Origin of the sequence: Streptomyces sp. NBC_00354, assembly GCF_036106915.1 — a bacterium.
GTDB lineage: Bacteria > Actinomycetota > Actinomycetes > Streptomycetales > Streptomycetaceae > Streptomyces.
The window spans coordinates 2,054,216-2,077,023 of record NZ_CP107983.1 but is presented as its reverse complement, the minus strand read 5'-3'; the positions used below and the strand labels follow the sequence as shown (position 1 = coordinate 2,077,023).

At 75.1% G+C, this 22,808-nt stretch carries 20 protein-coding genes and 1 tRNA gene; 7 read left to right on the top strand and 14 right to left on the bottom strand.

Annotated elements, in window-relative coordinates; genetic code table 11:
* Nucleotides 1-15: 15 nt before the first annotated feature.
* Together OHT74_RS09405 and OHT74_RS09400 are read left to right on the top strand one after the other, a co-directional pair.
* Complete coding sequence (locus OHT74_RS09405; protein WP_266662542.1) at nt 16-342, top strand: hypothetical protein; 327 nt, start codon at nt 16-18, stop codon at nt 340-342.
* A 131-nt stretch (nt 343-473) separates the two neighbouring features.
* Nucleotides 474-977 carry a hypothetical protein gene (locus OHT74_RS09400; protein ID WP_328620005.1) on the top strand — a complete coding sequence of 168 codons (504 nt, stop codon included), beginning with the start codon at nt 474-476 and terminating at the stop codon, nt 975-977.
* Between the two features lie 60 nt (nt 978-1,037).
* Here the strand turns inward: OHT74_RS09400 and OHT74_RS09395 are convergent, their stop codons facing one another.
* From OHT74_RS09395 to OHT74_RS09360, 8 genes are all read right to left on the bottom strand, one after another.
* Nucleotides 1,038-2,369, bottom strand: a complete 1,332-nt coding sequence (locus tag OHT74_RS09395) for a protein kinase domain-containing protein (RefSeq protein WP_266662538.1) — start codon at nt 2,367-2,369, stop codon at nt 1,038-1,040.
* Nucleotides 2,366-3,259 (bottom strand): PP2C family serine/threonine-protein phosphatase, encoded by an 894-nt coding sequence (locus tag OHT74_RS09390; protein ID WP_328620004.1) that lies wholly within the window; start codon nt 3,257-3,259, stop codon nt 2,366-2,368. Before OHT74_RS09390 ends, OHT74_RS09395 begins: the two co-directional genes overlap by 4 nt.
* Before the next feature lie 104 nt (nt 3,260-3,363).
* The gene (locus tag OHT74_RS09385; protein ID WP_030294174.1) at nt 3,364-4,026 is read right to left on the bottom strand and encodes a vWA domain-containing protein; all 663 of its coding nucleotides are present in this window, start codon (nt 4,024-4,026) and stop codon (nt 3,364-3,366) included.
* 36 nt (nt 4,027-4,062) lie between these two features.
* Nucleotides 4,063-4,191, bottom strand: a complete 129-nt coding sequence (locus tag OHT74_RS09380) for a hypothetical protein (RefSeq protein ID WP_266634302.1) — start codon at nt 4,189-4,191, stop codon at nt 4,063-4,065.
* Between the two features lie 57 nt (nt 4,192-4,248).
* Nucleotides 4,249-5,925 (bottom strand): TRAFAC clade GTPase domain-containing protein, encoded by a 1,677-nt coding sequence (locus OHT74_RS09375; protein WP_328620003.1) that lies wholly within the window; start codon nt 5,923-5,925, stop codon nt 4,249-4,251.
* A complete protein-coding gene (locus tag OHT74_RS09370; protein ID WP_328620002.1) occupies nt 5,916-8,453 on the bottom strand; it encodes a GTPase-associated protein 1-related protein in 2,538 nt (845 codons plus the stop codon). Before OHT74_RS09370 ends, OHT74_RS09375 begins: the two co-directional genes overlap by 10 nt.
* On the bottom strand, nt 8,450-9,760 hold the full coding sequence (locus tag OHT74_RS09365) for a TRAFAC clade GTPase domain-containing protein (protein ID WP_266662529.1): 1,311 nt from the start codon (nt 9,758-9,760) through the stop codon (nt 8,450-8,452). The genes OHT74_RS09370 and OHT74_RS09365 overlap by 4 nt, the downstream gene beginning before the upstream one ends.
* Nucleotide 9,761: 1 nt before the next feature.
* A complete protein-coding gene (locus OHT74_RS09360) occupies nt 9,762-11,909 on the bottom strand; it encodes a hypothetical protein (RefSeq protein ID WP_328620001.1) in 2,148 nt (715 codons plus the stop codon).
* Between the two features lie 313 nt (nt 11,910-12,222).
* Here OHT74_RS09360 and OHT74_RS09355 point away from each other — a divergent pair, with 313 nt between their 5' ends.
* The gene (locus OHT74_RS09355; RefSeq protein ID WP_328620000.1) at nt 12,223-14,283 is read left to right on the top strand and encodes a phosphocholine-specific phospholipase C; all 2,061 of its coding nucleotides are present in this window, start codon (nt 12,223-12,225) and stop codon (nt 14,281-14,283) included.
* Here OHT74_RS09355 and OHT74_RS09350 read toward each other — a convergent pair.
* Nucleotides 14,270-15,034: a hypothetical protein gene (locus OHT74_RS09350; RefSeq protein WP_328619999.1), complete on the bottom strand. Its 765-nt coding sequence runs from the start codon at nt 15,032-15,034 to the stop codon at nt 14,270-14,272. The genes OHT74_RS09355 and OHT74_RS09350 overlap by 14 nt on opposite strands.
* Nucleotides 15,035-15,107: 73 nt before the next feature.
* On the opposite strand from OHT74_RS09350, the gene OHT74_RS09345 reads away from it, so the two are divergent.
* Nucleotides 15,108-15,863, top strand: a complete 756-nt coding sequence (locus OHT74_RS09345; protein ID WP_266662521.1) for an alpha/beta fold hydrolase — start codon at nt 15,108-15,110, stop codon at nt 15,861-15,863.
* 60 nt (nt 15,864-15,923) lie between these two features.
* Here the strand turns inward: OHT74_RS09345 and OHT74_RS09340 are convergent.
* From OHT74_RS09340 to OHT74_RS09330, 3 genes are all read right to left on the bottom strand, one after another.
* Nucleotides 15,924-15,996 (bottom strand) — tRNA-His (locus tag OHT74_RS09340).
* Nucleotides 15,997-16,070: 74 nt separating this feature from the next.
* Nucleotides 16,071-16,814, bottom strand: coding sequence for a CTP synthase C-terminal region-related (seleno)protein (locus OHT74_RS09335; RefSeq protein ID WP_266662519.1), 744 nt, complete (start codon nt 16,812-16,814; stop codon nt 16,071-16,073).
* An 88-nt stretch (nt 16,815-16,902) separates the two neighbouring features.
* A complete protein-coding gene (locus OHT74_RS09330; RefSeq protein WP_266662517.1) occupies nt 16,903-17,421 on the bottom strand; it encodes a hypothetical protein in 519 nt (172 codons plus the stop codon).
* Nucleotides 17,422-17,519: 98 nt separating this feature from the next.
* On the opposite strand from OHT74_RS09330, the gene OHT74_RS09325 reads away from it, so the two are divergent.
* Complete coding sequence (locus OHT74_RS09325) at nt 17,520-18,365, top strand: LysR family transcriptional regulator (protein ID WP_328619998.1); 846 nt, start codon at nt 17,520-17,522, stop codon at nt 18,363-18,365.
* A gap of 39 nt (nt 18,366-18,404) precedes the next feature.
* The gene (locus OHT74_RS09320) at nt 18,405-19,526 is read left to right on the top strand and encodes an aminopeptidase P family protein (RefSeq protein ID WP_328619997.1); all 1,122 of its coding nucleotides are present in this window, start codon (nt 18,405-18,407) and stop codon (nt 19,524-19,526) included.
* An 18-nt stretch (nt 19,527-19,544) separates the two neighbouring features.
* Here the strand turns inward: OHT74_RS09320 and OHT74_RS09315 are convergent, their stop codons facing one another.
* Both OHT74_RS09315 and treZ read right to left on the bottom strand, forming a co-directional pair.
* Complete coding sequence (locus tag OHT74_RS09315) at nt 19,545-20,315, bottom strand: class I SAM-dependent methyltransferase (protein ID WP_328619996.1); 771 nt, start codon at nt 20,313-20,315, stop codon at nt 19,545-19,547.
* A 57-nt stretch (nt 20,316-20,372) separates the two neighbouring features.
* Entirely contained in the window at nt 20,373-22,127 is a 1,755-nt protein-coding gene (gene treZ, locus OHT74_RS09310; RefSeq protein WP_266662509.1) for a malto-oligosyltrehalose trehalohydrolase, read from the bottom strand.
* Nucleotides 22,128-22,238: 111 nt separating this feature from the next.
* Here treZ and OHT74_RS09305 point away from each other — a divergent pair, with 111 nt between their 5' ends.
* Nucleotides 22,239-22,802 carry a DUF1707 and FHA domain-containing protein gene (locus OHT74_RS09305; RefSeq protein WP_266662506.1) on the top strand — a complete coding sequence of 188 codons (564 nt, stop codon included), beginning with the start codon at nt 22,239-22,241 and terminating at the stop codon, nt 22,800-22,802.
* Nucleotides 22,803-22,808 lie beyond the last annotated feature (6 nt).

The window sequence follows — 22,808 nt, the reverse complement described above, 5'->3', positions numbered from 1 at the left end:
CATCGGGAGGGACAGATGGGCACCTTCAACTTCAACGAGAAAGTCACCGCCGGCATCATCGGCGACAACGGCACCATCAACATCGGACAGCAGGACACCGCCGCCGAGACCCTGCGGCTGGCCGCCGAACTCTCGCAGTGGCTGCGCGACCAGGGCGCGGCCCAGGAGCGGATCGCCGCGGCCGAGACCCTGCGCGGCGAACTGGACCGGGCCGCACAGGAGCGGCGCGCCGCCGAGCCCGGGGTGATCCGCCGCTCGCTGGAGACCATCACCCTCGGTCTCGGCGCCGGCAGCGGCGGACTCGCCCTGGCCCAGGAGATCAGCCGCCTCCTGGCCAACTGACCCCGGCCCTCCCGGTCGGGGGCCCACGCCGCCCCGGGCCCACTTCGGACCGTCCGACTCCGCGCGCAGAGAACGCGCTGGAACCCGGATACGCGAGCAGGACCCTCCAGGGCCTTCTGGCCTGGCTCGCCGTGGCGATCCTGATGACGGGGTTCCTCGACGCGCCCCTGCCGCTCGCCGCGCTGCTCGGATTCCTCGCGTTCCTCGGGCTGTGGCCGCAGGACCTGGCCGCACGGAAGGAGCAGGCACTCCTGACGCTCCGGCAGGAGCCGTGGCAGGTGTGGCCGTGCCGCCTGGACGGGGAGGCCAGCGCGGACCACAAAGCGATGGTCGGGGCACAGGTCCGGCTGCTGGCACCGGACCGGACCCCGGTCGCCGCGTTCCGCGGGTCGATGTCCGAGGAGTTCTGGCTCTCGGTGCGCGACGGGCGGGGCGTGGTCTGGTTCTGCGGCGACCTGCGGGTCGGCGGCTGGATCGCGCTGCCCGGCAACCCGGCGGCATCCCTGTTCCGCGCCGTCCCGGCGCCCGAACTCCTCGGTGCCGCAGCGTCGACCGGCGCCCTCGTCGGGCTGGAGGAGGCGGCGATCCGGGCGGCCGCCGACGAGACCCTGTGGACGTGGATCACCGAGGAGTAGACGCCCCCCGGCCCGGGGCCGGACCCGAGCCGGGGCCCGGGCCCGGCCCGGCGGCCCCGCCTACTTCGACCGTACGACGGCCCGCGCGCCGCCGAAGTCCAGCTCCAGGCCCGAGCGCAGCGGCACCGTCTGCCCCGGGTCGATCCGCTGGGTGGAGCCGTCCGCGCGGGTTCCCGTCCACGCCGAGGACGACCGGTTCGCCAGCCCGAACCGGCCCGGCTTCTGCGGGTGTTCGGTCAGCTGCGCCACCAGCGTGGCATCGCCGTAGTCGTGCCGGGCCGGCTCCGGGGCCAGATGGTGCGCCTGCACCCGCGAGGACCGGTGCAGCAGGATGTGGTGCTCGGTGCGCGGCGGCGGAGTGGTCAGCACCAGCCGCGGCGGCAGCACCAGCGTGCTCCCGCAGCTCCAGCACGTGCCCGGATCGGCGGCCCGCGGCTCGGTCATGTTCTGCTTCCCGCACTGCGCGCATTCCACCACCGCGTCGAGCGCGGCCCGCAGGGTGTCCCGCCACTGCGACTCCCGGACCCGGGTCGTGGGATCTTGCAGGCCCGTCGTGAAGTTCTTGGTGAACAGGTCCCGCAGGGATGCCGGGGCCACCGCCCAGGTGGCCAGTACCGTCGCGTGCTCGGTGGGATCGGGCGCGTTGGACCGGTCCTGCGGGTCGAAGACGAACAGCGGCTGCTTCCCGTACAGCTTGCGCTCCGCGGCCTCGTCGAGGCAGTGGATCGCCAACTCGCGCTTCCCCTTGAGCGGGTGGTGGTTCATCAGCAGCATGAACAGGAGCACGGACAGCGAGTGCAGATCGCTCTGGGTGCCGGGGGAGACCCCCGGATCACCCCGCACCAGCTCGGGCGCCATGAACTCCATCGTCCCCGAAATGCCGGTGCTGTCGCCCTCCACCACCGCGTTGTCGTTGTCGCAGACCAGCACGTCGCCGGTCGCCGGGTCGAAGAAGATGTTGCCCCAGGAGATGTCCCGGTACGCGATCCCGCGCGAGTGCAGGGCCTGGTACGCCTCGACCGTGTACAGGCAGGCCGTCAGCAGGGCCCGGGGCGTGGTGTGCAGCTGCCGCCGGAACAGCAGGGGCAGGCCCTTGAACCGGTCCGGGCGGATGTCCATCAGGTACCCGAACCCGCCGCGCCCGTCGGCCACGAAGTCCAGGGGCCACAGGAAGCGGTCGTCGTCGAAGCCGCGGCCCACCAGCTGGCGGACGATGTCCTCCTGCGCGGGGGTCGCGCAGGTCGGGTAGTACCACTTGAGCGCCTGGTACCCGGCGGGGGTCCGCACCCGGTAGACCTCCCCCTGGCCGCCGGCCCCGAGCAGGTCGAAGACCTCCACGCCCATGCCGCTGTCGGTCGTCAGCAGGGTTCCGCTGTCGAGCATGCCGCTCATTCGTCTCTCCCGTACGGGTCGGTCGGTGGTGCCGCGTCAGTGGTCGTCGCCCCGGTGGCCCCGTAGGTCCCGGCAGCCCCGCAGGTCCCGTACGCCCCGGTGGCTGCCGGCGGTGCCGGGTGCCAGGCCGCCACCAGAGTCGTGTCGTCCCCCGAGTGCTGCGAGGCCTTGGCCAGCCATTCCGGCAGGACGGCCCGGACGGTGTCCGCGCCCTCCGCCGACAGCCGTTCGTCCAGCCCGGCCATGAACTGCAGGAAGCCCCGGTCCGAGGCGAAGCTCTTGGACAGCCCGTCCGTGGAGACCGCGACCAGCCGGGGCGCCCGCGAGGGGGCGGTCACCGGCGCCCAGTGCGTCCGTACGCGCAGCCATGCCGCCGGGCTGCACAGCGACTCGGTCTCGTCCCCCAGGTCCGCCTCGGCGGGCGCGAGCGGCACGGTCACCCGCCCGTCGTCGTCCACCACCGTCAGCTCGCCGTCGCCGAGCTGCCAGGCCGCGAACACCCGGGGCGTGAGCACCGCGCCGACCAGCGTGCTCCCGTACAGCAGCAGCTTGTGCTCCTCGGACAGGCCGGGCTCCTCGTGGGAGCTGGTCCGCTCCCAGTTGCCGAGGACCTTCTCCCGCCAGGCGTTGACCAGCTGGCGCGGGAAGGTGTGCCCGGCATAGTGCATCAGCCAGGCCAGGCTCGGCGGCCTCTCCTCGCCGCGGGGCTGGGCGAGCGCCCCGAACCGCCGGGCCTCCTCCACGAACAGGTCCACCGCGAAACGGGAGCCCAGATGGCTGCGGGCGTGCACCGCGGAGCCGTGGCCGTCGGCCACCGCCATGATCAGCGGCTCCTCGGCGGTGCCGCGGCCCGCGACCTCGCAGTAGTCCTGGTTGCGGGTCTTGTTCACACCCTGGATGCTCTCCCGGAGCGTGGCCCAGGGCGGAACGGGCGCCGGTGCGTGTGGCGGTGCGTGCGGCGGTACGGGTGGTGGTTCCGGTGACACGGGCCCGCTCACCACACGTCGTCATCGTCGTCGTCGAGCACCGGCGGAGCGTACGGCGGCTGCTTCGCCATCGCGTCCGCGGAGCCCGCCACCGGCTGCGAGGCCGCCTTGACCGCGGCCGTCGAGGCCCAGCGGATCGCCGCCGCCAGCTGCTTGGGGCTGTTCGCGTCCAGCGGCTGGAGCTCCGGATTGCCGAGGAACTCCTGGAGCACGGTGCGGTCGGCGTCCGCGCCGATCGCGATGGCCACCCGTACGGCCTTGCGCCCCCACGGGGTCGCGTCGACCGCCCGCAGCCCCGCCTTCCAGTCGTCCGTGGGCACCCCGTCGGAGACCAGCGCCAGCACCGGCTTCAGTGCCCGCTGCGGCATCGGCGGGGTGTCCAGCTCCCGGGCCGCCAGCTGGAGGGCCTCGCCCAGATTGGTCATGCCGTCCACCTGGACGTCCTGCCAGGTGAAGTTCTCCACCGGAACCGGGTCCTGGTGGTGCCAGCGGGCCGTGGTGGAGAACGTCATCGTGCGCAGCAGCAGTTGGGCCGCCGGATTGTCCTGCGCCACCGAACGCATCTCCGGAACGGCTTCTCTGATCGCGTAGTTGAGCTGGCCGATCTTCTCGCCCTGCATCGAGTACGAGCAGTCGAGCAGCCAGATGAAGTGGACGGGCCGGTTCGCCATCGGCCCGCCGGGGATGTCACTCACCGCTAATCTCCTTCAACTCCCGAGCCATTGCGGTACGTACCGCACGAGCGCCGCCAGCCCGGCGGCCGCCGTCATCACGACCGCCACCACGAACAGGACCAGCATCAGCAGCCGCCCCCGCGCGATCTGCGGTGTCACCATGGGGTGTTGCTCCTCTTCTCGATGACTCTTGGACCCTAGCCCCCGGCCCGGGCCACGTCACAGGCTTGATCGATCTGCTGCCGTCCGGCCGGTGCGGCCCCGCGGCCGGGGTAGCCGGGGCAGGCGCGGCTCCTCGGCCGCGGCCGCCGCTCCGCCGATCCGCAGCCCCGTACGGGACAGCAGCCACAGCACCGGCTCCGCCGCCCGCCGCTGCTCGGACGCGAGGGCGCCCGCCCCGGTGGCGGCATGGGCGCTGACCGCCCAGTAGCGGGCCGCCGCGAAGTCGTGGCCCAGGGCGCGGACCAGCTCGCCCAGCCCGATCTCGGCCAGCCAGGCGTCGACCGCACCCCCCTCCGGCCGCGGCAGCGAGTCCAGCCGGTCCAGCACGTCCCGCTTGGTCACCACCGCCGCCACGCCGAGGCGCCGCCGCCGGCCGCCGAGGCCCTGGAGCTCCCCGGTGAACCCCGCGTACGTCTCCACCGGACCGAGGTCGGCTGGCCGGGCGGCCACCGCCAGCTGCCCGTCGCCCCCGCGCAGGGTGCGCCGTACGGCGGGCGAGGCCAGCACGTCCGCGACCAGCAGGACCCCGTCCGCGTGGGCGAGGTACTCCTGGCGCCGGGTGGTGTCCGCATCGCGCAGCGACTCGCCCATCGGGTCGTACAGGTACAGCAGCCGCTGCCGCCGCAGCAGTCGCAGCCGGCCGTGCCCGCGCCCGACGAGCAGCATCAGCGCCCTGGGCTGCCCGCCCTGCGTCTTCAGCGCCCACCCCGTCGACTCCACCTGCCGGCCCAGCGTGTTGGCCTCGCGCCGGTCGGCGGGGGACGCGAACTCGACCGTCAGCGCCGACTCGTGCGACCAGGCCCGCAGCCCGTCGAGCATCGCCGCCATCAGCATGGTCTTCCCCGCGGAGGTGCCCCCGATCAGCGGCACGTGCACCACCCGCGTGGTGCCCACGGCCGGCGGCAGCCCCTGGTCGCAGTGCGGGCAGCGGGCAGTGAGCTTGCGCCTCCCGGCGAGCGCGGTGGTGGGCAGCGCCCGCCCGCAGCGGCAGACGTGCCGCAGCGCCCCGTACCGGCCGGGCCGCAGCTCGCGGTGGGCGGCGCCGCAGCCCGGGCAGATGTGCACGGCCAGGGGGAACGGCCGGTAGCAGCCGGGGTACGGGCATTTCATGCGAATGCCGCGGGCCAGCTTCCACAGCCGCTCCGCGCTCCGCCCGGCCAGCACCCCGGCCAGCGCCACGCCCGAGACCAGCAGCAGCTGGGCGGCGAACGCCAGCGCGATGCCGAGGAGCAGGACGCAGGACAGCAGGGCGGACAGCAGCGCGGCCAGCGCCGTCGCCGGTGCGAGCAGCCGCAGCAGGAGCCGCCCGAGCACGTGCTCGGCGCGGTCTCCGGTCGATCCGTTGCGGCCGCTCAGCAGCCGGTGGCGGACGATCTCGTCGAGCCAGTGGTGGACCAGCAGGTACCGGACGGTGTGCGCGGCCGCCCGCGCCGCGGCCACGGCGTCGATCCACATCTGCCGTGCCCAGTAGGCGGGTTGCCCCGGCTCCGTACCGCCGTACGAGCCGACCCGCGGGTCGGGGGTCCCGGGCGTGCGCGGCCCCAAGGCGGTCCAGGCGGCCCCCAGCGCCAGTCCCAGGAACCGCCACAGCCCGTACCCGAGGCAGACGGCCGCCCCGATCACGCCGGTGGCCACGCCGAGGATCTGCAGGACGAGCCCCGCGTTCACGGCCACCGCCCCTCCTCGGCGGAGTCGCCCGGGACGATGGGCCCACCGGAGCCGCCCCGCAGCGGCGGGCCGCCGGGCGCGGGCTTCGCGCCGCGGCGCCCGGAGCCGCCGAAGCGGTCGCGGAGCCGTCCGAAGGCGCCGGGCCGCTGCCAGCCGCGGAAGTCCTCCGCCCAGCGGCCGCCGAGCCGGCCCAGCGCCTCCTCGAGCGCGTTGAGCTCCGCCGGCGCCAGGCCCCGTACGACCGGGCGCAGCACGCCGTCGAGCAGGTCGGTGCGGGCCTCCTGCCACAGCGGGCCCGCCTGGGGCTGGGAGGACCAGGTCGCGAAGCACTCCGCCGCGTACCGGGGGTCGCGCCTCAGCCGGTCCGAGACCTGCGGCTGCCGGGCGGCCCGCCGGTACGCGGCCAGCAGCTCCGCGTCGTTGCTCTCGACCAGGGCCCGCAGCTCGCTCCCGGGCCGGTCCTCGGCGAGCAGCCGGTCGGCCACCGCCGCGTAGGCGTGTTCCCGCGCCGTCGGCGTGGGGTCCAGCGAACGCAGGTCCAGGGCCTGGCGGACCCAGCCCGCCCCCGTCTCCCCGGCCCGCAGGTTCCGGGCCAGCTCCAGCAGCAGCAGCGAGGACCGCAGCGGGGCGGGGAGTTCGGCGGAGAACCGCCGCAGCAGCTCCAGCGCCAGCTCCTCCGCGTACCGGTCGCCGGCCGGGGCGCGGACCGCCGCCTGCGCGAGCAGCTCCCAGGTGCCGGCCTCCCGGTGGGCCCGGTCGCCCAGCGCGGACAGGGCCAGCCAGGCCTCGCCCGCTCCCGGCGGCTCGCCGCCCCACACCAGCCGCATCGCCGTGCGCAGCACCAGCGGCTCCTCCTCCAGCGAGGCGCCGGAGTGCTCCACGAGCCGGGTCAGCGTCTTCACCCGGTCCCCGCCCGCCCCGGCAGCCCCGCCCGCCCCGGCCACCGCGGGCGCCTGTGCGCACATCCGCAGATGCGGCAGCGCCTCGGCCCCGGTCAGCCGCAGCGGGGTCAGGGCGAACAGCCGGGCCCCCGCGGCCGGATCGCCTGCCGCGAGCGAGTCGAGCCGGTCGAGCACGAGGCCCCGCAGACCGGCCTGCTCCCGCAGCTGCGCCGGCTCCGCCAGCGCGGCCCGTACCGCCTCCCCGTACGCCCGCTCGGGATCGGCGATCAGGGCGCGCGCCAACTGCCGTGCCACATCGGGCAGGAGATCCGCGGTGCCCACCCCGAGTTCGGCGGCGACCCGCAACAGCCCCACCCGGTCGTCCGGTTCGCGCTCCGTGTCGGTGAGCGCCGCCCGCAGCTCCGGCCCCAGCTCGGCCGCGAGCCGGGCCCGGGCATCCTCGCCCAGCGCCCCGGCGGGCGGGACGGCGCCGCCCGAGCGGACCGCCCCGGCCAGGGCCAGCTCCACCAGCGGCTCGCTCACCGCCGGGGGTGCCCAGCCGGCCAGGGCCGTCAGCAGGCGCCCGCTCGCGGCGGCCTCCTCGGGCCCCCGGTCCCCGGCCGGGCTGCCCAGCGCCCGGGCCAGCGCGTGCAGCCGTACGCCGTCCAGCGACTCCCGGTGTCCGGCGGCCCAGTCGGCGGCCGCGGTCCGGCCCGCCGAGTCCAGCCCGATGCCCGCAGCGAGGGCGAGCGCGGCCAGCGGGCCCGCCTCGTACGGCCCGGACCGCCGGCCGGGCAGCCGCCGGACGTCCGCGAAGAGGTCCTGCCGCTGCGCCCGCCAGATCAGCGCGGCGGTCTGCGCCCAGGGGTCGGGGCCCGGTGCGGGGGCCGCCGCACGGGCGGCGTCGTACACCCGGTAGCGGTGCTCCTGCCCGGAGAGGCTCAGGCCGTCCTCCGGCACCACGCCGATGATCTGCTGCCGGGCGAGCTGCGGCCGCCGGGTGTAGGTGGTGAAGGTGAGCCACTGGCCGCGCCGGTGCGGCAGCACGCTGCACGCGAGCAGGATCCACCAGGCCACGGCCTCGCTGTCCTGCTCCACCAGGACGAGCTGCGGGGCGGCCGGGTCCTCGACGAGCCGCCGTACATCGGCGAAGAACCCGGCGAGCCAGCGCCCCCGAGCGGTCACGAAGGCCGCCAGCGCGCCGACGTCGAGCGGGCCCGGGGCCGGCACCGACGCCAGCGGCGGTACGGGCGCCCCTACCGGCGGGGAATCGGCTGCCCACTGCCGGGAGCCCCAGGAAGTGATCGGCAGCGGCCATTCGGCGGGCCGGTCCGGGTCGGCGGGCTGCGGCAGATGGACCGCGTGGGCGTGGAAGTTGCCCCAGCGGCCGCTGTAGTCGGCGCCCGTGTACACCGAGCGGGCCAGCAGCCGGCTGCCGTCGGCGAGTACGTTCAGGCTCAGGGCCTGCGGGAAGGCATCCAGTTGGTCCGGGCTCGGGCGCGGCGGCGCGTCCCGGGGCGGCTCGTACCCGATCAGCTGCTCGGCCTCGCGCAGCAGCGAGGCGGGCACCCCGGGGCTGACGGCCGTGAACCGGAAGCCCGATCCGTCGGGACCCGGCGGCGCCGAGGTGTAGTGCATCTGCGCGAGGTTCATGCCGCTCCTCCCGACGCGTGCGACCGGTCCGCCGTCGCGCCGGCGCCTGCGGCCGCCGCCGTACGCCGGCCCGCGCCGCCGGTCCCGGTGCGCGGCAGCAGTCCGCCCAGCCCCAGCAGCCACAGCAGCGGGTCCTCGACCCGCAGCGGCTGCGGCCCCGACTTCGGGGCGTCCGCCGGGGCGTGCGCGGGCGGCGGCGAGCCGAGCGCCGAGAGCCCGAACAGCGACAGCCGGGCGAAGTCCCGGTCCAGCTGGCGGTACAGCGCCCCCGAGTCCCAGCCGTCGAGCAGCCCCCGCATCTCCTCGTGCACCGCCAGCCGGTCCTCGTCGTCCACCGTGCCGCCCGCGTGCCCGGCATTGCGCCGCAGCGGGGAGTGCGGCCCCACCAGTGAGAACAGGGAGTCCGTCTTGGTCACCGCGACCGCCACGGGCGTGGTGACCCGGCCCCGCGAGGTGCCCCGCCCGTGGGCCCGCAGCTGCGCCGCGAGGTCCGCCGCGATCTGCTGCGGCGGGGTCTCCACCGTGGGCAGCGGCAGCCCCGCGTCCACCGGCAGCTGGTCCCGTACGGCCCGCATCTGCAGCGGGTCCACCAGCAGGATGATCCCGTCGGCGGCCGCCAGGTAGTGCGTGTACCGGTCCATGGCCTCGGCGCTGCCGAGGTCCTCGCCCGCCGCGTCGAAGAACACGAGCGCGGTGTGCCGGCTGCCGTCCCCGCGCAGCCGGCGGCGCAGCGGCAGGCTGAGCCGGTACAGCAGCGGGTCGTTGAAGCCGAGCGCCGCCGGTCTCGTCGCCTCCGGCAGCCGCAGCCGGTCGTACAGGTCCTCGGCCATCTCCCGGTCCCGGCGCTGGGTCTCGCCGCCCATCGCCGTGATGGAGGCGCCGTACGCCCGGCCCACCCGGTTGCGCAGCTCGTTGATCAGGACGGAGACGTACGTGCTCTTGCCCGAGGCCTTGGGGCCCAGCAGGGCGATGATCCGGGTGTCCTGGTCGGTGTAGTCGCTCGGGAAGTCGCTGTGGCAGCGCAGGCAGACCCGGACGGGGGTGGACACCCCGCAGTGCGGGCAGTCCGCCCGCGCGGCGCCGCCGCTGCCGAGGCGGCCGGCGAGGCCGCGCGGGGCGGTGAAGACCGGGCCGCGCATCTTCAGCGCGGGCGGCACGCTCGGTCCCATGAACTCCGCCCATATGCCGTCGAGTTCTGCAGTGCACGGCTTGCCGCCGCGCACCCCGGTGGCGGACATCTGGCAGCGGAACGGCAGCCGGGCGGCGGCCGAGCGGTCGAAGCAGTAGGGGCAGACGACGGAGGTCATGTCAGCGGACCACCAGGGAGGTGAGGGAGGGCTCGTCGAGCCGGACGGAGGCGGCACGGCCGCCGAGGAGGAAACCGCGCACGGCGTACGGGCCGCCGGGCGCGCGGGGGACGATCTCACGCTCGACGGTTCCCGAGGCCGCGAGCTCGGCGCCGGTCACCCGGCACAACTCGGCGCCGTCGACCGGCCGGTGAGGGCGGGCCGCACCGCCGCCCGCTCCGGCGACGAGGACGAAGTCGGGCAGCCCGGATCCGGGATCCCCGCCGGGCGCGAGGAGGGTCACCCGGAGCACGGCGGGACCGCGGCGCAGCATTCGCCGCGGCCCGGGCAGGAGTTGGTACGCGATGGCCACATCGGCCGGGAGGACGGCCTGCTCGGCGTCGCGGGAGGCGGCCGCGGTCGCGAGCGCGCTGCGCGGGGCGGCGTACGCGGTGACGCGGACGGCGCCGGGGCCGACCGGCAGCTCCAGCCCCTCGCGCAGGAACACGGCCCGTACGACGGGGTGTTCGGTGCGCTCGCCGCCGGACTCGGGGGTGACGGCGACCGTGACCCGGCCGGCGCCGTCGGGCCAGTCGAAGCTGATCCGGGCCCGCCCGGCGGTGGTGCGCCGGACCGTGAGCCCGGTTACCGCCTCCGGGGCCTCGACCGCCACGCCCGGCCCGGCCAGCGCCCGGTCGCCCAGGACGGCCACGGCGCTGACGGTGGCCAGCGTGCCGGGCGGAGGCTCGGCGATGCCGTCCGCATCCACCCAGGGCAGCGCAGCCGGCAGTGCGCCGACCGCCAGCTCGGCCCCCTCGGCGGGGACCGCCCCCGGCCACTGCACGAGCCGTACGTCGGCCCCGGCGCCCCCGGCCAACCGGAACTCCAGCCCGCCGGCGTCGCGGGCGACCGCGCGGAGCCCGACCACCGGCTCCGGCCAGGGATGCACGGTGACGGCGGCCTCGACCCCGCCGGACGCCACCTCGCCCCCCGCGCCCGCATACCGACACCGCACCCGCACCACGTACGCCCCGGGCCCCAGCCCCTCGGCCCGTACGGCTTCCCGTCCACCCGCCGCGTCGGACGGCGCCGTGGGGCCGAGGTTCGTCGTGCGGCCCTCGGGGTCGGTCAGGGTCACCCGTACGCCGGTCGCGCCGGGCGGGCGGAGCCAGGCGGCTTCGATGCGGGAGCGGCCGTCGGTGAGGCGGAGCTCCGCCACCTCGGGGGCCACGAGCAGCGGGGCACTGACCAGGGGGGCGCCGTCCTCGGCCGGGAGGGCCACGTACCGGACCTCGCGCCCGAGCGGGGCCCGGCGGTCCGTCAGCGGTCCCGCGCCGAGCGGGCCCGGCACCTCCGGGAGCGGTGTGGTGAGCGGCTCGCGCCGGGTCAGCCGGACCACCCGCCAGGTCCCGTCCGGGTCGGCGCCGGGCGGTCTGCGCAGGGCCGCCCCGCCGGGTACGGGCCAGGCCTCCAGCGGCCCGGGGTCCCCGTCGGCCGGGCGGTGGGTGCGGACCAGCCCCCGCACCGCGCGCGGGCAGTCCCAGGCCAGCCGGGCCGCCTGCGCGTAGGCCGCGGCGGCCTGCTCCGGATCCTCGCGGTCCTCGTATGCGCGGGCCTCGTCCAGCAGGGCGTCGGCGGCCCGTACCCGCCCGGCCAGCTCGGCCAGCCGCCCCGCCAGCAGCGGATCCCCGCCGGCCACCGGCGGCGGCAGTACGGCGGCGCTCCGGGCGGCGGCGCGCACCCGCCCGGCCAGCCACGCGTCCTCCAGCCCCTCGGCGGCCGCCCGCTGCGCCGGATCCAGCCGGGGGCTCCCCGCGGCGGCGTGCACCAGGGCCGCCGCCTCGTCGGGGTCGACCCCGAACCCGGCGGCCGTGTCCGGCAACTCCCCCCGGGGGTGGTCGTGGAGCAGCTGCACCAGCTGGTACAGCAGGATCCGCCGCAGCGCGGCCGGATCCCGCTCCTGGATCCCGGCCAGCCGCTCCAGCAGCGCACCGGCATCGGCACCGGCGCCGGAACCCGCGCCGGCCCCGCCTCCAGCAGCCCCCCGGGAAGCCCGCAGCCCCCGCAGGGCCCCGGCCCCCACATGGCGCCGCCGCCCCGGCCCTTCGACGGTGAAGATCCCGTCGAGGACCCGGAACCGCCCGCCGGCCGGAACCAGTAACTCGCCCAAGTGGCGTAAGCCCAAGGCCTGTTGCAGCGCAACGAGTTCCCCGTACCGTGCCACCAGCGGAGCAGCCGGCAGGCCGGAAAGCGCGCGGGACCGCCCCAGGGCATGCCCGAACTCGGTCCCCGCCATCTGCTCCGCACCCCCCGTGCAGTGTGTTTGGGAGGTCATTTCAGCAGATGCGCGGACCGTCCGGGAGGTCTTTCCGTTCTCCAGCTGTACCGCGCGGTGTCACGAACTGATCTCCGTCCGGTACCCCGGGACCGCTGTCCTTGGGTCGCCCCTCGACATCCCCCCTCACTCGCAGAGGTCGTCCCCCATGGCTGAGCTCAATCGCCGCAGGTTCCTGCAGATCGCGGGCGGAACCGCCGCAGCCGCGATGCTGAACGAGAGCATCGCGCGCGCGGCCGCCATCCCGGCACAGGGCAGCACCGGCACCATCCAGGACATCGAGCACATCGTGGTCCTCATGCAGGAGAACCGGTCCTTCGACCAGTACTTCGGCTCGATGAAGGGCGTCCGGGGCTTCGGCGACCCGCGTCCGGTGCTCCAGGACAACGGGAAGTCCGTCTTCTACCAGTCCAACGGCACGAAGGACATCCTCCCCTTCAACCCGCAGGTCAACGACCTCGGCATGCAGTTCGTCGAGGGCCTGAACCACGACTGGGCCGGCGGTCACGCCGCGTACAACAACGGCAAGTACGACAAGTGGGTCCCGGCCAAGACGGCCACGACCATGTCGTACATGACGCGGAACGACATCCCGTTCCACTACGCGCTCGCCGACGCCTTCACCGTCTGCGACGCCTACCACTGCTCCTTCATCGGCGCGACCGACCCGAACCGCTACTACATGTGGACGGGCCACACGGGCAACGACGGCACCGGCGGCGGCCCGGTCCTCGGCAACCAGGAGGCCGGCTACGGCTGGAAGACCTACCCGGAGCGCCTGGAGGCGGCCGGGGTCTCCTGGAAGATCTACCAGGACATCGGCGACGGCCTGAACGCGGCCGGCTCGTGGGGCTGGATCAGCGACGCCTTCCGCGGCAACTACGGCGACAACTCGCTGCTGTACTTCAACAACTACCGCAACGCCGCGCCCGGCAGCCCCCTGTACGAGAAGGCCCGTACGGGCACCAACGCCAAGGCGGGCGACGGCTACTTCGACAAACTGCGCGCGGACGTCGTGAACGGCACGCTGCCCCAGGTCTCCTGGATAGCCGCCCCCGAGGCCTTCAGCGAGCACCCGAACTGGCCGGTCAACTTCGGCGCCTGGTACATCTCGCAGGTCCTGGACGCGCTGACCGCGAACCCGGCGGTGTGGGCGAAGACGGCCTTCTTCATCACCTACGACGAGAACGACGGCTTCTTCGACCACGTCGTCCCGCCGTACCCGCCGGCGTCCTCGGCGTGGGGCCTGTCGACGGCCGACGTCTCGAAGGACCTGTACGCCGGGGGCGGCGGCTACGCGGCCGGCCCGTACGGCCTCGGGCCGCGCGTCCCGATGATCGTGGTCTCCCCGTGGAGCAAGGGCGGCTACGTCTGCTCCGAGACCTTCGACCACACCTCGGTGATCCGCTTCATGGAGAAGCGCTTCGGCGTGCAGGAGCCCAACATCTCGCCGTGGCGCCGCGCCGTCTGCGGTGACCTGACCTCGGCGTTCGACTTCTCGAAGGCGGACGCCTCGCCCGCCGCCCTGCCCTCCACGGCGGGCTACATCCCGCCGGACCACAACGCCCACCCGTCCTACCACCCGGTCCCGCCGGCGACGGGTGCCCTGCCCAAGCAGGAGGCGGGCGGCAAGCCCACGCGCGCGCTGGGCTACGCCCCGTACGTGGACGGCAAGGCCACCGTCTCCACGGGCAAGTTCACCCTGACCTTCTCCTCCGGCCCCACCCTCGGCGCCCACTTCCACAGCACCTCGGGCAACCGGACGGACGGCCCCTGGCCCTACACGGTCGAGGCGGGCAAGACCCTTGCCGACACCTGGAGCACCAGCAGCTCCACCGGCAACCAGGTCAACCTGACGGTCTGGGGCCCGAACGGCTTCCTGCGCACCTGGAAGGGCCCGGCGAATAAGGCCGGCCCGGAGGCCACGGCCCGCCACGACGCAGCAACCGGCAACCTGGAGCTGACGCTGACCAACTCCGGCTCGGCGGCGGTCAACCTGACGGTGACCAACACCTATGGAGGCGCGGCCCAGACCCTCCGCGTCGCGGCGGGCGGCACGGCCACGTACACGGCCGACCTGAGCACGACGGGCCGCTGGTACGACGTGAAGGTCGTCTCCGACGCGGACAGCACCTTCCTCCGCCGCTTCGCGGGCCACGTCGAAACGGGCGCGCCCGGCCTCTCCGACCCGGCGATCAAGACCGTCTGACGCGGTCGTCCGGTGTGCGCAGCAGCCGCCGTTCCAGGACCGGGAGGTCGGCGGGGCGGTGGCTGCGGGCGTGCCGGAGCAGGAGGTCGCGGGCGGTGTCCGGGACGCGGCGGCGCTTGGGGTGGCGGGTGGTGAACTCCTCGCTCGCGAAGAACCGTACGGCGGCGTCCAGCCCGCCGCGGTCCGTCTCGCGCACCGCCCACGCCAGCTCCGCCGTGCCCGCTCCGGTCAGCAGGCGCAGCGGGGCCGCGTCCGCGAGGAAGGACGCCGCGTCCGCGGGGTTCTCCCGGGCGGCCCCCTGCCAGGCGAAGGCGGTCGACAGCGCGATGCCCGCCGGGGGCTCCGGCTCCTCGCCGCGGGCCATCGCCTCGGCGTAGCCGCGGAGCCCGCCCGGCGCGGCGGCCGCCCACCGGGCGCGGTGCCGGGCCGGGATGCCGTCCGGGGCCCTGCTGTCGAGCAGCCGGGCGAGCGGCTGCGGCCGCATGACGTTCGGCAGCTCGCGGATCCGCGGGTCGTCGCTGCCGCCCGGCTCGTGTTCCCAGCACATGCAGGTGAGGAACTCGATGCCCGGATCGGACGGTTCGTGCGTCCCGGCGGCTGCGGGCTCGTCGGGCCAGAGGGCGAGTACCTCCGCGATCTCCTGCGGATCGACGATCTCGTAGTACGCGGGGTGGTGCGGGTGGCCGGTCCCGGTCCTCGCGTCGCGGATCCTGATGCACTCCACGGGCACGGAAGGAGGTGTCGGTATCACGGTGTGATGGTAGGTCCGCTGGGCAGGAGGTACGGCGTCCGGCTCCGCCACCCCCGCCACCGAGGGAGAAAGCATGGCCATCGCCCACCGCAGGATCGGCACCGGCCCCGTCCGCGTCATCGTGCTGCACGACTGGTTCGGCACCTCCGCCAACTGGGGCTCCGTACTGGACTACTTCGACCCCGAGGGGTTCTCGTACGCCTTCCTCGACTACCGCGGCTACGGTGACCGCAGGGACGTCGCCGGCCGCCACACCGTCCCCGAGATCGCCGACGACGTGCTCGCGCTCGCCGACGAGATCGGCTGGGACACCTTCTCCCTCATGGGCCACTCCATGGGCGGCAAGGCGATGCAGCAGGTCCTGGTCCGGGCCCCCGAGCGGATCGAGAAGCTGATCGGGATCAACCCGGTCCCCGCCGGCCCGTACGAGATGGACGACGCGACCCACGCCCTCTTCCACGGCGCCGCCCACAGCGCCGAGAACCGGCGGATCATCCTCGACCTCGTCACGGGCCACCGCGCGAGCCGCCACTGGCTGGACCGGATGGTCGCCCACTCCCTCGCCGTCTCCCGCCCGGAGGCCTTCGCCGCGTACCTCGCGAGCTGGCAGCCGCTGGACCTGTCCGCCGCCGTGAAGGGCAGTACGGTCCCGGTGCTGGTCCTCGTCGGGGAGTACGACCTGGCCCTCACCCCCGCGGTGATGCAGGCCACCTGGCAGGTCTCGTACCCCAACTGCCGGGTCCACCCCGTCCCCGGCGCCGGGCACTACCCGCCGCACGAGACCCCGGTCGCCTTCGCCGCGGCGGTGGAGGCGTTCCTGCGGGGGTAGCGGGAGGACGCGAAAAAGCCCCTGGGGGTACGAGGAGACCTCGTACCCCCAGGGGATCAGGGTGAGTGACGGGACTTGAACCCGCGGCCACCTGGACCACAACCAGGTGCTCTACCAACTGAGCTACACCCACCACGAAGGGCGGCGGACCGCCCGTTCGATGTGCATGCACAGCATAGCTGATCAGGAGGGTGGTCCCGCCACGCGTTATCCGGCCGCGGCGTGCGCGACGGCCGCCGCCGCGAGCGCCTTCACGACGGGGTGCGGGCGCCTTCCGTCCCCGGACAGCTCGGGCTGGAACAGCGTGGCCAGGAAGAAGGGATGTCCCGGCAGCTCCGCGATGCGCGCCTGCCCGTCCTCGTCGTGCCCCGACAGCCGCAGCCCGTGGGCGGTGAGCACCGGCAGGTACCGCGGCTCCGGACCGTAGCTGCAGTGGTAGCGCTCCATGGACCGCTCCGCGCCGAGCACGGACTCGGCGAGCGACCCGGGCTCGGTCCGTACGAGGCCCTCGTGGCCGACGAGCGAACAGGCGAGCGGGGCGATCAGCAGCTCCTCGGCCCCGGGGTCGTTCTCGGCGTGCGCGACGCCGGCCAGCCCGCAGACCGAGCGGGCGTACTCCAGCAGTGCGTGCTGGAATCCGCCGCAGGTCCCGAGGAACGGGATGCCCTCCTCCCGCGCGACCCGGATCGCGGCGAGCGCCCCCGCCTCGCTGGCGTACGGGCTGCCGGGCAGCAGCCAGACCGCGTCGAACCGGGCCAGGGCCCCGGAGGCGGCCTCGGCCGCGGCGTCGCCCGTGGGGATCCAGTACGCATCGAGGACGAGCCCGTCGCGGGAGGCGAGGGCGTCGAGGAGCCCGGGGACGCGGGTGTGGGACTTCACGTGCGGGGAGCGGTCGCCGACGAGGGCGACCCGTGCGGGCCGGGTGGTCCGGGTGGTCCGTGCAGTGGTCATACCGGTCATCCTGCGACCCGGCCCCGGTTCAGCGCCAACGATTGTTCCTGCATGTTCCATCAGCAGATCTGATCGCTGTCTCAGTGCTTCAGTGCTTCAGTGCGGCCTTGGTGGCCACGAGGATCAGGCCGAGGACGAGGTTGACGACCCCCTCGGTGGCCAGCTGGCCGCGGGTGGCACCGGCGCGGGCGGCGCCGAGGCACGCCCAGATGACCTGCTGCGCCACCGCCACGCTCATGGCCAGCCACGCCGTCCCCACGTAGTCCAGTCCGAGGAGACCGCTGAGGGCCACGGCGGCCGCGGGCAGGGCGGCGGCCTCGACGATGGGCCACTCGTGCAGGGCGACCCGGCGGATCTCGTGCCGGCTCCACGGCTGCCCGACCAGCCGTTCCCCCGCGAGCTCGGCGTACACGTGGGTGGCCCAGAACACCAGACCCGTGATGAGCAGGAGGAGTACGAGGTGAAGCCGCGGACGGTCGCCGACGGTACTCGCGGTGGCCACCACGGAGGTGGCGAGGAGGGAGCCGTACACGGCGCCGGCGGAGTCGGTCCGGGATGCGCGCCGTGGCCTGCTGCGGCCTGCGGACGGGCCACTGGGGATGCTCACCCCGTCCACGATAGGGACGCCGCGTCCCACCGCCGGCCGGGCGCGCCGGGCGGCGGACCCCCGGGCGCGGGCCGCCCGGGCGGTGGCACGCTGGCGCCATGGATCCGCACCTGCTCCGTACCTTCGTCGCCGTCGCCCGGCTGTCCTCCTTCTCCGCCGCCGCCCGCGAGCTCGGCTACACCCAGTCCGCCGTGTCCCAGCACATCGCCGCCCTCGAGGGCGACCTGCGCGCCGAGCTCCTCACCCGGCGGCCCGTGGAGCCGACCCCGGCCGGGGTGCGGCTGCTGGAACACGCCGGGCCGCTGCTGCTGCGGCTCGAAGCGGCCCGGGCCGACGTGCTGCGGCTGGCCGCCGCGCCGCCCGGGCAGGTCACCCTCGCCGCGTCCCCGCTCTGCGTCGGGCCCCGGCTGCTGGCCGCGCTGCCGGCCACCGGGGTGGCGCTGCGGGTGCTGCCGGCCGCCGAGGTGCCGGCCGCCGTCGCCACCGGCGGCTGCGACCTAGGCCTGGTCGACGGCCTCGCCGCGCCCAGCGACCCGCTGCGGCTGCCCGACGTGGCCCCGCTCACCGTGACCGGCGTCGGCGAGGAGGAGCTCGCCGTACTGCTCCCGGCCGGGCACCCGTTCGCCGGCCGGGCCGCGTTCCGGCTGGACGACCTCGCCGACGCCCGCTGGATCGACGCGCCCGGCGCGGTGCCGCTGCCCGCCGCCGTACGGACCGCTCCGGCCCTGCGCTACGAAGGCACCGACCTGCACGCCCTGTGCGCCCTCGCCGCCGCCGGGCACGGCCTGGTCCTGCTGCCCCGCCGGGTGGCCCAGGCCGCCGGGGCCGGGGCCGCCGTACCGCTGTCCGACCCGCGCCTGGTGCACCGTACGGAACTCCTCGCCCCCGGCTCCCCGCCCCCCGCAGCGGCCGCCCTCGCCGCCCGTCTCACCGCGGTGCGGTAACCACTCGCGCGCGGCCCGGCGCGGCGGCAGGATCGCAGCATGGACCTCGAACCCGATCCGTTCACGCACGCCGACTACGCCGCCCGGATGGCCGCCGCCGCGCAGAGCGCCGCCGATGCCGGGCTGGCCGGGCTGCTCATCGCCCCCGGGCCCGACCTCGCCCACCTCACCGGCTACCGGCCGGCCGACACCGAGCGGCTGACCCTGCTCGTGCTCGCCGCCGGGCAGGAGCCCGTCCTCGTCGTGCCCGCCCTGGAGGCCCCCGACGCGGCCAAGGCACCCGGGGCTCCCGCGCTGACCCTGCGCGACTGGGCCGACGGGAAGAACCCGTACGGCGTCACCGCGCCGCTCCTCGACGCCGGCGGACGCTTCGGGGTCAGCGACAACACCTGGGCGCTGCATCTGCTCGGCCTCCAGCGGGAGTTGCCGGCCACCTCGTACGCCCCGCTCACCGACGTCCTGCCGATGCTCCGCGCGGTCAAGGACCAGCGGGAGCTGGAACGGCTCGCGGCGGCCGGCGCGGCGGCCGACGCCGCGTACGCGCAGATCCTCAAGGTCCCCTTCGCCGGACGCCGGGAGACCGACATCGCCGCCGACCTGGCCGCGCTGCTGCGCGAGCACGGCCACTCCCAGGTGGACTTCACGGTCGTCGGCTCCGGCCCCAACGGGGCCAACCCGCACCACGAGGTGGGCGAGCGCACCATCGGGCACGGCGACATGGTGGTCCTCGACTTCGGCGGGCTCAAGCACGGCTACGGCTCCGACATCTCGCGCACCGTGCACGTCGGTGAGCCGAGCGCCGAGGAGCAGCGCGTCCACGACATCGTCCGCGAGGCCCAGCAGGCCGCCTCCGCGGCGGTCCGCCCGGGCATCGCCTGCCAGGACGTGGACCGGGCGGCCCGCGCGGTGATCACCGAGTTCGGCTACGGCGACCGGTTCATCCACCGCACGGGCCACGGCATCGGCGTGACCACCCACGAGCCCCCGTACATGGTCGAGGGCGAGGAGCAGCCCCTGGTCCCCGGGATGTGCTTCTCCGTGGAGCCGGGCATCTACCTGCCCGGCCGCTTCGGGGTGCGCATCGAGGACATCGTGACGGTCACCGAGGACGGCGGCCGCAGCTTCAACAACGCCCCGCGCGAGCTGGCCGTCGTCGAGTAGAGGCAGGAGTCCGAGCGGTCACGACTCCCCGGCGACGACCAGGCGGTAGCCGTAGTCCACGCTCTCCTGCCCGAGCAGGTGGGCGTGGCGCCGCTCCCAGGCCCCGGAGGCCAGGTCCGCGCGGAGCCGTTCCATCGCCGGCTCCACGACGGAGGGCGGCAGCGTCGCGAAGGTCGAGCTGGCCGCCCGTACGGCCGGGTCGAGATAGGCCTCCGGCCGGCGCCAGTAGGCGGTCTGGAGCCCGTCCGTGAAGTCGTGCGGGATCGGGAACGGCAGCACGGTGTGCGCGTCCAGCGCCTCCGCGACCTGCGTCACCGGCGTGAAGCGCGAGGCGTCCAACTCCCGGATCTCCGGCAGGTATTCGTCCACGAGCCACAGCTCGGGGCGGTGCTCGGGATCCCAGGTGAAGACGGCCTGCCGCCGCGAGACCCGGCGCAGCTCGCCGAGCCCGCGGTGCAGATCCTTCCAGTGGTGCACGGTCAGGACCGCCATGGCGGCGTCGAAGGCGCCGTCGGCGAACGGCAGTTCCTCCGCGCCCGCCTTCACCTTCCGGGGGCCGGGATGCTGGTCGAGCATCACCTGCGACGGGTCGACGGCCGTGACCTCGGCGTCCTGCGGCTCGTACGACCCGGCCCCGGCACCGACGTTGACGACGGTGCGCGCGCCGCCCAGCGCCTGCCGGATCAGCGCGCCCAGCCGGGGATCGGGCCGCCGTACCTGCTTGTAGCCGATCCCTATGCGGTCGTACGCGGCCGTCGGTCCGTCGCCCTCATCCAGTACCTGTTCCATGGGCCGACTCCATCAAATCGGGCCCGTCGTGATCAAGTGATTCCCCAGTGAGGTGAGTTACGGCCCCAGCAGCACCACCGACTCGCCCGGTACGTGGACGCGCCCGTCCGGGCCCGGGTGCTCGACGGGTTCCCAGGAGGCCAGGACCCGGACCCCGTTGCGGCCGAGGGCGATGGTCACCGGGTCGGGCGAGAGGTTCACGGCCACCCGTACGTCGCCCCGCCGGAACGTCACCCAGCGGCGCTCCTCGTCGTACGCCACGCGGACCGCCGCCAGGTCCGGATCCCGCAGGTCCGGGTGGGTGCGCCGGAGGGTGATCAGGGTCCGGTACCAGGCCAGCAGCCGGTCGTGCGGTGCGCGCTCCGGCTCCGCCCAGTCCAGGCACGAGCGGTCCCGGGTGGCCGGGTCCTGCGGGTCGGGGATCTCCTCGGCCTTCCAGCCGTGCGCCGCGAACTCCCGGCGCCGGCCGCTGCGTACCGCCTCGGCGAGCTCCGGGTCCCCATGGTCGGTGAAGTACTGCCACGGCGTGCCCGCGGCCCATTCCTCGCCCATGAACAGCATCGGCACGAACGGCCCGGTCAGCGCCAGCGCCGCACCGCAGGCCAGCAGCCCGGGGGAGAGCGAGCCCGCGAGCCGGTCGCCGAGGGCCCGGTTGCCGATCTGGTCGTGGGTCTGCGTGTAGCCGAGGAAGCGGTGCGCGGGCGTGCGGCGCCGGTCCACCGGGCGGCCGTGGCTGCGGCCCCGGAAGGAGGACCAGGTGCCGTCGTGGAAGAAGGCCCGGGTCATGGTCTTGGCCAGGGCGGCGAGCGGCGCCTCGGCGAAATCGGCGTAGTACGCCTGGGACTCACCGGTCAGCGCACAGTGCAGGGCGTGGTGGAAGTCGTCGTTCCACTGGGCGTGCAGGCCCAGGCCCCCGGCGGCGCGCGGGGTCGTGGTGCGCGGATCGCACCGGTCGGACTCCGCGATCAGGAACAGCGGGCGGCCGCTCTCGGCGGCGAGCTCGTCCACGGCTGCGGACAGCTCCTCCAGGAAGGTCAGCGCCCGGCCGTCGGCGAGCGCGTGCACGGCGTCCAGCCGGAGCCCGTCGATCCGGTAGTCCCGCAGCCAGGCCAGGGCGCTGCCCAGGAGGTACGCGCGCACCTCGTCGGAGCCGGCGGCGTCCAGGTTGACCGCCGCCCCCCACGGGGTGTGGTGGGTGTCCGTGAAGTACGGGCCGAAGGCCGGGAGGTGGTTGCCGGAGGGGCCCAGGTGGTTGTGGACCACGTCCAGCACCACCCCGAGCCCGGCCGCGTGGGCCGCGTCCACGAACCGGCCGAGCCCGGCCGGGCCGCCGTACGGCTCGTGCACCGCCCACGGCGCGACCCCGTCGTACCCCCACCCGTGCCGGCCGGGGAACGGGCAGACCGGCATCAGCTCCACGTGCGTGACCCCGAGCGCGGTGAGGTGCCCGAGGCGGGCGGCGGCCGCGTCGAAGGTGCCCTCGGGGGTGAACGTGCCGATGTGCAGCTCGTAGAGGACCGCGTCCTGGAGCCGCGTCCCGGGCGCCGGGGCCTGCGGGGTGAGTGGCTCGAAATCCACCACCGCCGAGAGGCCGTCGGGCCCGTCCGGCAGCCGCCGACCCCGCGGGTCGGGTCGTACGAGCCCCTCCCCGGGGGCCACGCCCAGCAGGAATCCGTACCGGTCCCCGTCGGCTGCCGGGGCCTCGGCGAGCCACCAGCCGGCCCGGTCGGGATCGCGTGCCATCTCGTACGTCGCGTCGCCGAGCCGCAGCGCGACCCGGTCTGTCAGCGGTGCCCACACCTCGAACTGCACGGACGGTTCCCCTCGTCTGCTGCGGTACCCGGAACGTGTGCCTGCCCCATCATCGCGGGACGGCCGGAGGAGTTCTGGACACTCCGGCCCTGACGGGCCGACAATCACCCTGTGACGTCGAGTTTCGAGTTCCCCGCCTTCCCGGTACCGCGCCTGTCCGACGCGGAGCGCGACCGGGCGCTGGAGCAGCTCCGCGAGGGTGCGGCCCTCGGGAAGCTGTCCCACGACACGTTCCTGCGCCGTATGGAACTCGCCCTGGTCGCCCGCCGCTCCGAGGACCTCGTGGTCCTCACCGCCGACCTCGAGAACCGCGGGAGCGGCGAAGGCCCGTGGACGCGTCGCGTCTTCGCCTGGGTGGGCCGCGCCTCGGCCGTGTCCGCCGGCGTCCGGCGGGCGTGGACCGCCGAGCGGCTGCCCAAACTGCTGCTGCCGCACCCGAGCGCGCGGGCCCTGCGGATCGGCCGCGACCCCGGCAACGGGCTGCGGCTCACCGACGAGACCGTGTCCCGCGTGCATGCCGAGCTCGGGCTGCGCGACGGGGTGTGGGTGCTCACCGACCTCGGCTCCTCCAACGGCACCACGGTCAACGGACGCCGGGTGACCGGCTCGGTGGCGGTCCGGGCCGGTGACCAGATCGGCTTCGGCCGGATGAACTTCCGACTGTCCTCGAGCTGAGGGCTG

Coding starts and splice junctions, on each gene's coding strand:
- OHT74_RS09320 (WP_328619997.1), top strand. CDS start 18,405: ATGGACCTCGAACCCGATCCGTTCACGCACGCCGACTACGCCGCCCGG.
- OHT74_RS09395 (WP_266662538.1), bottom strand. CDS start 2,369: ATGAGCGGCATGCTCGACAGCGGAACCCTGCTGACGACCGACAGCGGC.
- OHT74_RS09380 (WP_266634302.1), bottom strand. CDS start 4,191: ATGGTGACACCGCAGATCGCGCGGGGGCGGCTGCTGATGCTGGTCCTG.
- OHT74_RS09355 (WP_328620000.1), top strand. CDS start 12,223: ATGGCTGAGCTCAATCGCCGCAGGTTCCTGCAGATCGCGGGCGGAACC.
- OHT74_RS09335 (WP_266662519.1), bottom strand. CDS start 16,814: ATGACCACTGCACGGACCACCCGGACCACCCGGCCCGCACGGGTCGCC.
- OHT74_RS09345 (WP_266662521.1), top strand. CDS start 15,108: ATGGCCATCGCCCACCGCAGGATCGGCACCGGCCCCGTCCGCGTCATC.
- OHT74_RS09365 (WP_266662529.1), bottom strand. CDS start 9,760: ATGACCTCCGTCGTCTGCCCCTACTGCTTCGACCGCTCGGCCGCCGCC.
- OHT74_RS09325 (WP_328619998.1), top strand. CDS start 17,520: ATGGATCCGCACCTGCTCCGTACCTTCGTCGCCGTCGCCCGGCTGTCC.
- OHT74_RS09405 (WP_266662542.1), top strand. CDS start 16: ATGGGCACCTTCAACTTCAACGAGAAAGTCACCGCCGGCATCATCGGC.
- OHT74_RS09370 (WP_328620002.1), bottom strand. CDS start 8,453: ATGAACCTCGCGCAGATGCACTACACCTCGGCGCCGCCGGGTCCCGAC.
- OHT74_RS09315 (WP_328619996.1), bottom strand. CDS start 20,315: ATGGAACAGGTACTGGATGAGGGCGACGGACCGACGGCCGCGTACGAC.
- OHT74_RS09385 (WP_030294174.1), bottom strand. CDS start 4,026: ATGGCGAACCGGCCCGTCCACTTCATCTGGCTGCTCGACTGCTCGTAC.